The 12,532-nt window shown below is 39.8% G+C and carries 11 protein-coding genes and 1 pseudogene; all 12 read left to right on the top strand.

Translation table 11 applies throughout. From position 1 onward, the window contains the following. Positions 1-25 precede the first annotated feature (25 nt). The 12 genes and pseudogenes from holA (at position 26) to U5921_RS16225 (ending at position 12,389) form a co-directional block, all read left to right on the top strand. On the top strand, positions 26-1,081 hold the full coding sequence (gene holA, locus U5921_RS10840) for a DNA polymerase III subunit delta (RefSeq protein WP_324823241.1): 1,056 nt from the start codon (positions 26-28) through the stop codon (positions 1,079-1,081). A gap of 48 nt (positions 1,082-1,129) precedes the next feature. Beyond that, the gene (locus tag U5921_RS10845) at positions 1,130-1,294 is read left to right on the top strand and encodes a hypothetical protein (RefSeq protein ID WP_324823243.1); all 165 of its coding nucleotides are present in this window, start codon (positions 1,130-1,132) and stop codon (positions 1,292-1,294) included. Positions 1,295-1,357: 63 nt separating this feature from the next. Continuing rightward, positions 1,358-2,251 (top strand): DMT family transporter, encoded by an 894-nt coding sequence (locus U5921_RS10850; protein WP_324823245.1) that lies wholly within the window; start codon positions 1,358-1,360, stop codon positions 2,249-2,251. A gap of 245 nt (positions 2,252-2,496) precedes the next feature. Further along, a complete protein-coding gene (nuoE, locus tag U5921_RS10855; RefSeq protein WP_324823247.1) occupies positions 2,497-3,018 on the top strand; it encodes an NADH-quinone oxidoreductase subunit NuoE in 522 nt (173 codons plus the stop codon). An 11-nt stretch (positions 3,019-3,029) separates the two neighbouring features. Further along, positions 3,030-4,781: an NADH-quinone oxidoreductase subunit NuoF gene (locus U5921_RS10860; RefSeq protein ID WP_324823249.1), complete on the top strand. Its 1,752-nt coding sequence runs from the start codon at positions 3,030-3,032 to the stop codon at positions 4,779-4,781. A gap of 17 nt (positions 4,782-4,798) precedes the next feature. Then, positions 4,799-8,302 carry a molybdopterin-dependent oxidoreductase gene (locus tag U5921_RS10865; RefSeq protein WP_417765006.1) on the top strand — a complete coding sequence of 1,168 codons (3,504 nt, stop codon included), beginning with the start codon at positions 4,799-4,801 and terminating at the stop codon, positions 8,300-8,302. 306 nt (positions 8,303-8,608) lie between these two features. Further along, the gene (locus U5921_RS10870) at positions 8,609-9,040 is read left to right on the top strand and encodes a transcriptional repressor (RefSeq protein WP_324823253.1); all 432 of its coding nucleotides are present in this window, start codon (positions 8,609-8,611) and stop codon (positions 9,038-9,040) included. 126 nt (positions 9,041-9,166) lie between these two features. After that, complete coding sequence (locus U5921_RS10875; protein WP_324823255.1) at positions 9,167-10,057, top strand: metal ABC transporter substrate-binding protein; 891 nt, start codon at positions 9,167-9,169, stop codon at positions 10,055-10,057. Next, positions 10,057-10,827 carry an ABC transporter ATP-binding protein gene (locus tag U5921_RS10880; RefSeq protein WP_324823257.1) on the top strand — a complete coding sequence of 257 codons (771 nt, stop codon included), beginning with the start codon at positions 10,057-10,059 and terminating at the stop codon, positions 10,825-10,827. Before U5921_RS10875 ends, U5921_RS10880 begins: the two co-directional genes overlap by 1 nt. Further along, a complete protein-coding gene (locus tag U5921_RS10885) occupies positions 10,828-11,670 on the top strand; it encodes a metal ABC transporter permease (protein WP_324823259.1) in 843 nt (280 codons plus the stop codon). Positions 11,671-11,680: 10 nt separating this feature from the next. Next, a pseudogene (locus U5921_RS10890) lies at positions 11,681-11,758 on the top strand (GTP-binding protein); the annotation flags it as partial. Between the two features lie 439 nt (positions 11,759-12,197). Further along, on the top strand, positions 12,198-12,389 hold the full coding sequence (locus U5921_RS16225; RefSeq protein ID WP_417765007.1) for a hypothetical protein: 192 nt from the start codon (positions 12,198-12,200) through the stop codon (positions 12,387-12,389). The last annotated feature ends 143 nt before the right edge of the window (positions 12,390-12,532 follow it).

A 12,532-nucleotide genomic window follows, 5' to 3' on the forward strand; every position in this document is an offset into this window, starting at 1 on the left:
AGCAGGAAAGAGGAAAGGAAGATTTATGGCATATCAACGAAAACAGCCGACAGTTCACGCCTACCAAAAAGTACAGAAAGAAATGAAAGACGGCAAGCTGAAACAGGTGTTGTTTTTTTATGGAAGAGAAACTTATCTTTCCAATTGGGCAACAGAGGCATTGATTAGCAAATATATCAGCCCTGTTTCAAAAGAGTTGGATGTCTCTCAGTTTGATGGAACGCTTGTCAACGTAAGGGACCTGATTAACACGTGCGAAACACTGCCGCTCTTTTCTGAGAAGAAACTTGTTATCGTTAAAGATTTCGTACCCCTCTCCGGAATAAAAAGAAAAGGCTTTACTGAAGAAGATGAGAAAAAGCTGATAGAGTATATTAAAGATTTACCGAAAACGACAATGCTTGTTTTTATGGCTGATACGGCGGATAAGAGAAGAAAACTTTATAAAGGTGTGGCTGAGGCAGGAGCGGCGTATGAATTTAGTCCATTAGAAGAAAAGCAGCTTGTTGCATTTATCCAAAAACGTTTAAAGAGTGCAGAGCGGATTGCCAAACCGGCTGCTATCACACAATTTATTTCTTATACCGGATATTATGATAAAGAAAGCGATTATGATCTGTATTGCCTTGAAAATGATATTAAAAAGGCTTTGTTTTTTAGTCAGACCCCTGAGCTGACACTAGCAGATTTTACAGGAACCGCTTCTGCAAATATGGATACCAATGTTTTTGCGATGATAGATGCTTTAAGCAAAGGGGATAAACAGCAAGGATTTTTATTGCTGCATAACATTTTACAGTCAGGCGAGAACACATATAAAATCCTTGCCTTAATTTGTTCACAATTTGAACTGATGTTTTGCGTGAAAGAGATGCAAACGGAAGGGCTTACGCTTTCGGCAATGGTAAATACGCTTGGAGTGCATGAATTTCGCATCAAAAAAGCGGTACAGTTCGCACAGCGTTACTCAGTGGATCATTTGCGAAAGATGCTGAAGCGTGCATATGAAGTTGACAAGAATATAAAATCAGGTGAGCTGGAACAAGGCTTGGCCTTGGAGCTGCTGGTTGCAGAAAGTTAGCTGCTTGAAAAGTGAGAAAATTTAATGTGTAATGGAAGGAGTGATGAAATGGGCGTTTTTATGTCGTTAGTTGTATCGGTTTGCGCATTTACTGCACCGGCAATCTTAACCGGATTGCTTAAAGCCATTCGTGATAAAGAAAAAACAGATACTTGGACGTTTGCACTTATGGTCTGCAGTGTTATTATCGTCACCGCACTATTGAGTTTATAAGTGACTTATAAATGGAAATAGTTAATGCTGTAATGATGATAGAGCTATTCTTGGGAGGAAAATATGACACAGCAGATGAAAGCAGACGGAATGTTAGTTTTGGTGACTCTTTTTTGGGGAATTTCATATTTACTAATGGATATCAGTTTAGAAGCAATGGGCCCTTTCACACTAAATGCGTACCGATTTTTGGGAGCCTTTTTTATTGCTGCCATTTGTGCATTCCCAAAAGTAAGGACCGTGAATCGCATTACGTTAAAATACAGTGCATTATTAGGGTTTATTTTGCTCTTTGTATATATTGGTGCAACCTTTGGGGTTCTTTATACAAGTCTTTCAAATGCAGGATTTTTATGTGCGCTGACCGTTGTTTTAACGCCGTTATTCGGATTTTTATTTTTGCGTCAGAAAACCAGCAAAAAATTAGCCCTTGTAGTTGCGATGGCTTTTACAGGGATTGCTCTGCTCACCCTGACTGAGTCACTAAAGCCTAGAGTGGGAGACCTTTTATGCATAATGTGCGCTGCTGCTTATGCAATTGATCTTTTAATGACAGAGCGGGTAGTAAAAAAGGAAGGGGTCAACGTATTTCAGGTCGGTGTATTTCAATTGGGATTTACAGGTACTTTTATGCTGTTTATGAGCTTTTTTTTTGAAAGACCAGTATTGCCAAATTCTTCGAAGGTATGGATTTCTGTGCTGATTCTATCTATTTTTTGCACAGGAATGGCCTTCATTGTGCAGGTAATCGCGCAGCAGTACACCAGTGCGGCACATGTTGGAGTAATTTTTGCCTTGGAGCCTGTTTTTGCAGGAATTGTAGCTTATTTTTTTGCAGGGGAAATTTTATCGCCTCGTGCTTATCTAGGTGCATTTTTATTGGTTAGCAGCCTGTTTGTCATGGAGATTGATTTTAAAAAACTATTTGCTAAAAAGAAAGAACTGGAAGAAGTGTGACCGACAGTTTGACAATTTATCTAAATATTTGCTCTTTTTTTACAGAATATCGAAAAAAAGGATGGCAGAAACAATTCTGCTTTCTTGTATTTCGGTATTCTTTTTGATATACTGAAACCGTATGCCTTATAAAAACGGAAACACCTGATCACAGATTAGGTTAATGATTCTTTTTATTGTGAGTAACGGAACAGTAATTAGAGAAAAAAGAAAGCGATTTCTTAGAATTTAGGAGGAGAGAGAGTATGACTTGTAAGAAAGACGGATGTCAGTGCGGCGGTAATGCAGCTGCGGACTTCTCTGAATTAGCTCCTGTACTGGAAAAGTACGCAAAGGTACCGGGAAGCCTGATTACCATTTTACAAAAAGCACAGGACATTTATGGATATCTTTCCATGGATGCGATTCACTACATTTCCGAATGTACCGGAATCAAGCCTGCAAAAATTTATGGTGTTGCTACTTTTTATGCACAATTTCGTTTAAAGCCAATCGGAAAGTATTTAATTATGCTATGTAAGGGGACCGCCTGCCATGTAAACGGAGCGGATATGATTGAAGAGGCAATCAATGAGCACTTAAACATTCAAGACGGTGAGACGACAGAAGATGGATTGTTTACATTAAACAATGTAGCTTGTCTGGGATGCTGTAGTTTGGCACCGGTCATGATGATTAAGGCTGCGGACGGTGAAGAAACTTTTGGTGAATTGACAAAAGATAAGGTCAAGGCAATCTTAACTGATTACAAAAGCAAGGAAGCGTAGGAGGTAACGAAATGAAAGTGATAATCGGACAGGGAAGCTGCGGTATCGCAACTGGCGCGAAAAAGACCTCTAACGAGTTCGAAAAGCTTGTTGCTGAAAAAGGTCTTACAAATGTGACCATTGATAAGACCGGATGTATCGGAACTTGTTATTTGGAGCCAATTGTAGACATTTATGACGATGACGGAACGTTAACTAGATATGTAAAAGTACAGCCGGAGAAGGTTGCCGAGATTGTAGAAAAACATATAGTTGGTGGAAAGCCGGTGGATGAACTCGCAATTTCTGTTAAGGATGAAACGTTTCTTGACCAGCAAAAGAGAGTTGTTTTAAGAAATGCAGGCGTAATTAATCCAGAACATATCGAGGAATACATTGCTGTAGGCGGATATGAAGCGGTAAAAAAAGTAATTACTTCAATGACACAGGATGAAGTAATTGAGGAGATTAAGATTTCCGGCCTCCGAGGACGCGGGGGTGCGGGATTCCCCACTTGGTTTAAATGGAATGCGGCCAAGCAAAATATGGCAAGTGATAAATATATGGTATGTAATGCGGATGAGGGTGATCCCGGCGCATTTATGGATCGAAGCGTATTAGAAGGAGATCCACATTCTTTAATTGAAGGAATGACCATCGGCGGTTATGCAATGGGAGCAACCGAGGGAATTATTTACGTGCGTGCAGAATACCCTTTGGCAATTGCTAGACTTGAAATTGCGATGCAGCAGGCAAGAGAAAAAGGTTTCTTAGGGAAGAATCTATTTGGTTCGAACTTCAGTTTTGATCTTCGTATTAAAGCAGGAGCAGGTGCTTTCGTGTGCGGTGAAGAGACTGCGTTGATCGCGTCCCTAGAAGGAGAAAGAGGTATGCCTCGTTTGAAACCGCCGTTTCCGGCAGCAAAGGGATATTGGCAGAAACCGACCAATATTAATAACGTAGAAACTTTTGCGAATGTGCCTTGGATATTAGCAAATGGAGGAGAAGCATTTGCGGCAATGGGTACACAGCAGAGCAAAGGTACAAAGGTATTTGCTTTAGCTGGAAAGATTAAAAAAGGCGGTTTGGTAGAAGTTCCGATGGGACTTCCTCTAAAGGACGTTATTTATGGTATCGGTGGTGGCATTAAACAGGATAAAGCGTTTAAAGCCGTTCAAATGGGGGGGCCTTCTGGTGGTTGCATCCCAGCAGAATTAATCGAAACGCCGGTAACCTATGAAGACATTAATAAAACTGGTGCAATTGTTGGATCCGGTGGAATGATTGTAATGGATGAAAATACTTGCATGGTAGACATGGCAAGATATTTCTTGGATTTTACAAGAAAAGAATCCTGCGGTAAATGTAATTACTGTCGTGTTGGTACAAAAAGAATGCTGGAAATTCTGGAAAGAATCACACAGGGCAAAGGGAAAGACGGAGACATTGAACTGTTGGAAGAACTGGCAGCAAAAATCAAAGATGGATCGATGTGTGGTCTGGGACAGACAGCTCCGAACCCAGTATTGACTACGATCAAATATTTTAGAAATGAATATGAAGATCATATTTATAACCATAAATGTACGGCAAAATCCTGTAAGTCATTAATTCATTTCGAAATTACAGATGCTTGTGTAGGCTGTACGCTGTGTGCAAAAAGATGTCCGGTAGATGCGATTACGGGTTCGGTTAAGAACAAACATGTGATTGATCAGGAAAAATGTATTAAGTGCGGTAAATGTGAAGAAGGCTGTAAGTTCGGTGCAGTCGTTAGAGAATAAGAAGAGAGGTGAGCATCTTGAATAAACTTAGACTAAACATTGACGGAAAAGAAGTCTTGGGTGTTGCAGGTCAAACGATTTTAGACATCGCAAAAGAAAATGATATTTTCATTCCTACTCTTTGCTTTGACGAAAGAACTGAAATTTACGGTTCGTGCGGACTTTGCATGGTAGAAGTGGAAGGCAATCCGAAGTTATGCAAAGCTTGTGCTACAACCATTGCGCCGAATATGGTGGTAAAAACGGATACAAGCAGAGTTATTGAATCCAGAAAAACAAATTTAGAGCTTTTGCTTTCCAATCACGTTGGTGATTGCAGACCTCCTTGCGTGTTGGCATGCCCAGCTCAGACAGACTGTCAAGGGTATGTGGGCTTAATTGCAAATGGTCAGTTCGAAGAAGCGATTGAGCTGATTAAAGACAAAATTCCTCTACCGGGAGCGATTGGAAGGGTTTGTCCACATCCTTGCGAAGACCACTGTCGCAGAAAATTGGTTGATGAGCCGATTTCCATTGCGTGGCTGAAGCGTTTTGCTGCTGATACCGATATGTTCGGAGAAGATCCTTTCTTGCCAGAAATTCCAGCTCCGACAGGGAAGCGTGTTGCTGTAATCGGTGGTGGTCCTTATGGACTTTCCATTGCTTATTTCCTAAGAAGAATGGGCCATGAGATTACTATTTTCGAAGCAATGCCTAAACTTGGAGGTATGCTGCGTTACGGTATTCCGGAATATCGTCTTCCAAAAGAAATTTTAGACGAAGAAATCTACTTGATTGAAAGAATGGGTGTGGAACTAAGACCGAATACGAAAATTGGTGTGGACATTCCATTTGAAACCATTCGTGAAGATTTTGATGCGGTATGCATTGGTATCGGTGCGTGGATATCTACCGGTGTTGGATGCAAGGGCGAGGATGCAGAAGGTGTAATCGGTGGTATTGACTTTTTGAGAAAGGTTGTGCGTAACGAAGAAATCAAGCTTGGTGAGAATGTAGCGATTGTCGGAGGCGGAAATACAGCGATGGATGCTTGCAGAACCGCTGTAAGATTGGGAGCGAAAAACGTTTATAATATCTATAGACGTACGAAAGATGAAATGCCTGCTGATCGGATCGAGATTGAAGAGGGTGAAGAAGAAGGCGTTATCTTTAAAAATCTGACTAATCCGATTGAAATCGTCAAGGATGAGAACGGTCATGCAAAGCAGGTTGTGCTTCAAGTTATGGAGCTTGGCGAACCGGATGCCAGCGGCAGAAGAGCACCGAAGCCGATCGAAGGAAAGACAGAGACATTAGATATCGATACCGTAATTCTTGCAATTGGTCAAGCGGTTAATCCAAGTGGATTTGACGGACTTGATTTAACAAGAAAGAAGGGTGTTGTTTACGATAAGGATACGTTTATGACCAGTATCCCTGGCGTATTTGCAGGTGGTGACTGTGGAAACGATAAAATTTCCATTGCGATTGAATCCATCGCGGATGCGAAAAAATCAAGCTATATTATTGATGCATATTTAGCTGGTGAAGATGTTAAATATGAAAAACCATATACAGTAGAAAGACATGATATCACAGAAAAAACATTTGAGGACAGAGAAAGAGAATGTCGTCCGAAGATGGAACAGCTGGAAGCGGATGAAAGAAAAGATAACTTTACAGAAGTAGTTTTTGGATATGATATGGAACAGGCTGTAGAAGATGCTTCCCGCTGCTTGGAATGTGGATGCCATGACTATTTTGAATGTAAGCTGATTGACTTTGCAAATCAGTATGATGTAAAACCGGATCGTTTTGCAGGAGAAGTGAACCAGGTCGAATATGAGGATGACCATCCGTTCATTTTAAGAGATCCTAATAAATGTATTCTTTGCGGACTTTGTGTACGTGTCTGCGATGAGGTAATGGGAATTGGTGCGTTAGGACTTGTTCACAGAGGATTTGATACAGTTGTAAAACCTACTTTGGAATTACCGCTTGCTGAGTCTGGATGTATTTCTTGCGGACAATGTGTCAGCGTATGTCCAACCGGAGCATTGCAGGAAAGGCTTACTATTGCAAAATCCGTTCCTCTTAAGACGGAAGAAACAGAAACAACTTGCTCTTTCTGTTCTGTCGGGTGCAGCATGAAGCTTGAGACCTGCGGAGATATGTTAATCAAGTCTGTGCCGGATAAAGAAGGCGTTGTAAATAAGGGACTTCTTTGTGGCAAAGGGAAATTTGGTTTTGATTGTGTAGAGCTGGAAGGAAAAATTCTTGATCCAATGATTAAGAAAAATGGAACCTTTGAAGAAGCAGATTACCATGAGGCATTGGTATTGACGGCTAAGAAAGCACAATCCATTGGTACAAAATACGGGAAACAGGCAGTTGCAGTTTCCATTTCTGATCGTTATACCAATGAAGAAGCTTATGTAATCAAGAAATTTGCACAGGCAATCGGCGCAAAAACTTTATGCTTTAACCATAGAGAAAGTGGTATTTCTAAGGTTCTTGGCTATGATGCTTCTCCAAATACGATAGATGAATTGCTGTCAACCGATGTGATTTTAGTCACTGGTTTTGCTACAATGAAAAATCCGGTTATTGAATTAAAGATAAAACAGGCTGCGGAAAATGGAGCAAAAGTTATTCTCGTTAACCCTGTAGATTATAATCAAGATAAGTTCTTTAACTATGCAACTAAAGTTGTATATACGGATAATGATTTATCCTTCCTGCAAGGCGTTGCAAATGCTTTGATTGGGATGGGTAAAGGTAACGGAATGAACGGCTTAGAAGCATTAAAAGCTTCTGTAGAAAAAGCCGAGATCACAGAAGATGTGAAAGAAGTAGCTGAATTATATGCAAATGCAAAGAAAGCAATGATCGTATTCCAGCAGAACCTTGTTACGGTTGAAGCAGCTACACTGCTTGCTGATATTGCAGTTGTTTCCGGACACGTTGGATCACCGAGAGATGGTATCTTGCAAGTGAAAGCTAAGAACAACAGCCAAGGACTCATTGACTTGGGTATTCGTGCAGGCAAAGAGGCACTGGACGGCGTGAAAGCCTTATTGGTATTTGGTGAAGATCCGGATGCAGATTTATCTGCATTGGAATTCTTAATGGTTTCTGATACACATATGACCGAAACAGCTGAAAAGGCAGATGTAATCTTGCCTGGAACTGGATTTGCGTCAGCAGATGGTACTTTTACAAATACAGAAAGAAGACTTCAGGCTGTAAATCAAGCTGTAAATGAAGAGATTTCATTTAATAATTGGGAACTCGCTGCAGAGTTGGCTCATGTATTTGAAGTGGAAATGCCGTTTGATGATGAGGTTGATATTTCCAGAGAAATGGATGACTTACTTCTAAGCTACCGTTATGCGCAAATCGGTGAGGTTCTAGGGGGAGTACTTTCGTGTGAAGATCCAACCTTAGTGCCTGTAGAAAAAGCAGCATTTGTAGAAGAAATGAAAAATAGTGATAATCTAATGAATATGATGGATGAAAGACTGCCAAAACCGGTAAAATAAGTCTGTCTGTCAAATTGAAATCTAACAAGCTGCTTTAAATTTTAAGGCAGCTTGTTTTATATTGCGGAAAGTATGATCTATTTTTTTCAAATAAGTAGATTAGGCATATATAAAAGCAATGAAAATAATAGATTTTGAGGATTTGTAAAATTCATGGGCTGAAAAACTTGCATTCACAAAGATATGGCAGTATACTATATAGCTGACTATCGTTATGCAGTTTTGCATGATTCCAAAATAGTCAGAGTGTCTATATTCGTTTGCTTTGCATTTACAATGCTGGAATGAAAAAGAGGAGAAATCAAGATGCGCAGCAGCTATAACACAAAATTAAAGCAAAACATACTGGATTTTCTGACAGAAAACGAGAATACGTCCGTTTCAGCAAAAGAGATCTATGAGTATCTTTTATCTCTTGGTGAACAGATGAATCTTTCAACCGTCTATCGTAACCTTGAGCGCCTCGTTTTGGATAAGGCAGTATTGAAGTATGTTTCCGATGATGGAAAGGCTTCTGTTTATATCTGGAATAATGAGCAGAGATCGTGTTTTGAACATTTACATTTGCAATGCATTAGTTGTGGGAAACTCATTCATCTTGATTGCGAATGCTCAGATGAATTTGTAAAACTTCTCATAAAAAAACACGATTTTGAGCTGAAATGTGATAATACAGTATTATATGGAGAATGCGGGCATTGTCGTCAAAAACATGCTGCAAAAGAAAAAAATAAATAAGAATAAATGCAATCCGTCAAATGTGCAAATGGATTGCATTTTTAGATTGACATTTAATATAGGAAGGTGTTAAAATGAATTTGCAAATTATTTGCGAATTCATTTTTTTATGTAAAGGAGCGCTTTATGGCAATAAACAAAAAATGGACAGTATTGATAACCGGAATGATTCTGGTTCTAGCGGTGCTGAGTGGGTGTAACGCAAAAAATGAAGAGATTGCTGAACCGGGGATAAAGGAAGAAGGGGCAAAAAAAATAGTGGCTGTATCTGTCGTACCAGAAGCAAGTTTTGTCAAAGCAGTTTGCGGCGACTTGACAGAAGTTGTGACAATGATTCCTCCTGGCAATAGTCCGGAGAATTACGAGCCAACGCCACAGGAAATACAAAAATTTTCTGATGCATCGATTTACTTTTCAATCGGTGTACCTACAGAGAAGGAAAATATTATGCCTAATGTAGGAGAAAACACAAAGGTTGTTCCATTAAAAGAGGCGGTATCGTCGGTATACGCTGATCGTATGATTGGTGAGAGTCGTGACCCTCATATTTGGCTTTCGCCAAAGCGGGCAATTGTTATAGTAGAAACCATTGCAGACGAGATGAGCAAATTGGAGCCTGAACATAAAGAAGTTTACCAAACAAATGCCAAAGAGTATATTGCAAAACTAGAGGCAGTGGATCAAGAAATAAAAGATGCACTCCGTGATGTGAAAAATCGGAAATTCATTGTTTATCATCCTGCGTTTGGCTATCTTGCTGATGATTATGATCTTGAAATGTATGCACTTGAGGAAGAAGGGAAAGAGGCGACAGCAGATAGGCTGATAGAAATGATCGATTTTGCCAAAGAGGAAGGGATTAAGGTAATTTTCTATCAGGCAGAAATTTCGGAAGGACAAGCAAAGTCATTTGCGGAAGAAATTGGTGGAGAAACGATTATGCTTGCTCCTTTAGCGGAAGATTATATCGATAATTTAAGCCGTATGGCTAATACAATGGCGGAGAGTATGCAGTGATGAATGATGCAATACAAATCAGCCAGCTGAGTGTTTTTTACGGACATACACCTGCGATTACAAATATAAATTTGAATGTGCAGGAAGGCGAATATCTTGGCATCATTGGCCCAAACGGCGGAGGAAAAACAACACTCTTGAATTCTGTTTTGGGACTGATAAAGCCGACCAGCGGAAATATAAAAATTTATAATGGTGCAGTTAAGAATATGCGGGACTATATTGGATATGTACCGCAAATTGCCGAGATGGACAAAAAATTTCCCATATCGGCACTGGAGACTGTGATGACTGCGTTTCTTAAAAATGGATTCCATCCATTTTTTACTTATAAAAAAAAGGATGAATATCGAGCTATGGAGCAGCTTGAGCGAATGCAGATTGACAAGCTTGCACACCGTCAAGTTTCTGAGTTGTCAGGTGGCGAATTTCAAAGGCTTCTTATTGCAAGAGCACTTGCAGCAGATCCGAAAATATTGTTGTTGGATGAACCAACGGCTAGTGTTGACCCGGCATCGAGGGCGCAAATATATGATTTACTTTCAAAGTTAAATGATGCTGGAATGACGATTGTTATGGTAACTCATGATATGCTTGCAGTTGCTTCGTCCATTAATAAACTCGCGTGCCTAAACCATCGGATTGTATATCATGGGGAACCTCAACTGACGGATGATGTTTGCACTGCCATGTATGGCTGTCCGATCGATTTGATTGCTCATGGGGTTCCCCATAGAGTCTTACGAAACCATGACGAAGGAGAAATATAAGTGATTGAAACATTGTTTAAATACAATTTTTTGCAGAATGCAGTCCTTTCCAGTTTGCTTGCAAGCATTATATGTGGAATTATTGGTGTAATTGTAGTGGAAAAAAAGTTAGTGATGATGAGTGGGGGGATTGCACATACCGCTTATGGTGGAGTCGGATTAGGTTATCTTATCGGATTTGAGCCTATGTTTGGTGCAATCTTGTTTGCTGTTGCTTCCGCATTTGGAATCGGATATGTACACAGAAAAGGCGGTGTTTATACCGATATTATGATTGCATTATTGTGGTCGCTGGGAATGGCATTGGGAATTGCTTTCATCGGATTTATGCCAGGATATCCTCCAGACCTCAATTCATACCTTTTTGGAAATATTTTGACTGTGACGCGTTCGGATCTTTATATGATGGTACTGCTTACCGTGATCGTCGTATTTGTTATCATTACGTTTTTTAATGATTGGAAGTCTTTCTTGTTTGATAGCCGTTTCGCCACAATTTTAGGCATGAAAACCTGCTTCATGGAATATCTGCTTCTAGTGCTGATTGCCTTGACAGCGGTTGTACTTATGCGTGTTGCAGGTATTATTCTTGTCATTGCGCTGCTTACCGCTCCTGCAGCTTGTGCATCTCTGCTTTCAGATAACTTGAAATTACGTATGATCCTTGCTTCTGGTTTGGGGGCATTGTTCTGTTTATCCGGGCTTTTGATTTCTTATAAACTTGGAATTGCTTCTGGTGCTACGATTATCATATTATCGGTCTTGGTTTATGCAGTTCTTTTTACTGTGTATATCTCAAAGAGGAGAAGAAAGGAAAAAGAGGGTGCGAAAAATTCCATCTAATTTAAAAGATATTAAAGTAGATATTATTTCTGGATTTCTAGGTGCGGGAAAAACAACATTGCTAAAAAAGTTGATTCGTGAGGGGTATCTCTTTGTTCACCATGATGAGCTTTGCTTTTTTACTCTCTCTTTGCTCTTCCTCGGATGCAGCAGAGCTTATCTGTTTTATGTTACGCCTAAAATGCTTCCTTACCTTTGCTTTTCTGTTGTCGTGTTTATAGTCTGGGGTGCTTCAAACTTATTAAAAGATATAAAAGGGAGATTTAAAAAGAAGCATATGCATTGTTTCATTCTTATTATTCCTGTCTTGATGATTAGTTTGACCCAGTCCGCATCTTTACAAGAAACTGACTTAGGGGGTTATTCTTCCGGATTATTAACGTCAGAAAAGAGTGATGGTAGCAAAGAAAAGAATAATATAACATCATTAGATGAGGAGGAATTGGAACCAATCGATAACGCAGCGGGTGATGCCAGTATGAACGAAAGCAGCTTCAAAAAATCAATTTTCTCTTGTACGCCCATTGATGACGTGTTGTGTTGCAGATGTAGCATACATCGGCTTTATCTGTAATTATGAATCTGCCAGTCAGCTGGCTGAGGACGATTGGATACAGATAGAGGGAAAAATTGCAGTTCATGATTCTGTCGTGCAAATTGATATAAGCTCTACAGTGCCGACGGAACCAGCGAGTGAGTATTATGTTTACCCGTTTTAAGCGAGTGTATCGAATAAAATAAGAGGTACGGAGTGAGAAAAATGGATAGTAGCACAAGTAAGAGTATGTTTGAAGCATACTCTTATTTTCTTTTTAACGTGCGAAAAAATTACAGGGTAAAATGATAATATATAAAATTAATT

The sequence above is a fragment of the Sinanaerobacter sp. ZZT-01 genome, from assembly GCF_035621135.1.
In the GTDB taxonomy this organism is placed as follows: Bacteria; Bacillota; Clostridia; order Peptostreptococcales; family Anaerovoracaceae; genus IOR16.

Coding starts and splice junctions, on each gene's coding strand:
- holA (WP_324823241.1), top strand. CDS start 26: ATGGCATATCAACGAAAACAGCCGACAGTTCACGCCTACCAAAAAGTA.
- U5921_RS10845 (WP_324823243.1), top strand. CDS start 1,130: ATGGGCGTTTTTATGTCGTTAGTTGTATCGGTTTGCGCATTTACTGCA.
- U5921_RS10850 (WP_324823245.1), top strand. CDS start 1,358: ATGACACAGCAGATGAAAGCAGACGGAATGTTAGTTTTGGTGACTCTT.
- nuoE (WP_324823247.1), top strand. CDS start 2,497: ATGACTTGTAAGAAAGACGGATGTCAGTGCGGCGGTAATGCAGCTGCG.
- U5921_RS10860 (WP_324823249.1), top strand. CDS start 3,030: ATGAAAGTGATAATCGGACAGGGAAGCTGCGGTATCGCAACTGGCGCG.
- U5921_RS10870 (WP_324823253.1), top strand. CDS start 8,609: ATGCGCAGCAGCTATAACACAAAATTAAAGCAAAACATACTGGATTTT.
- U5921_RS10875 (WP_324823255.1), top strand. CDS start 9,167: ATGGCAATAAACAAAAAATGGACAGTATTGATAACCGGAATGATTCTG.
- U5921_RS10880 (WP_324823257.1), top strand. CDS start 10,057: ATGAATGATGCAATACAAATCAGCCAGCTGAGTGTTTTTTACGGACAT.
- U5921_RS16225 (WP_417765007.1), top strand. CDS start 12,198: ATGACGTGTTGTGTTGCAGATGTAGCATACATCGGCTTTATCTGTAAT.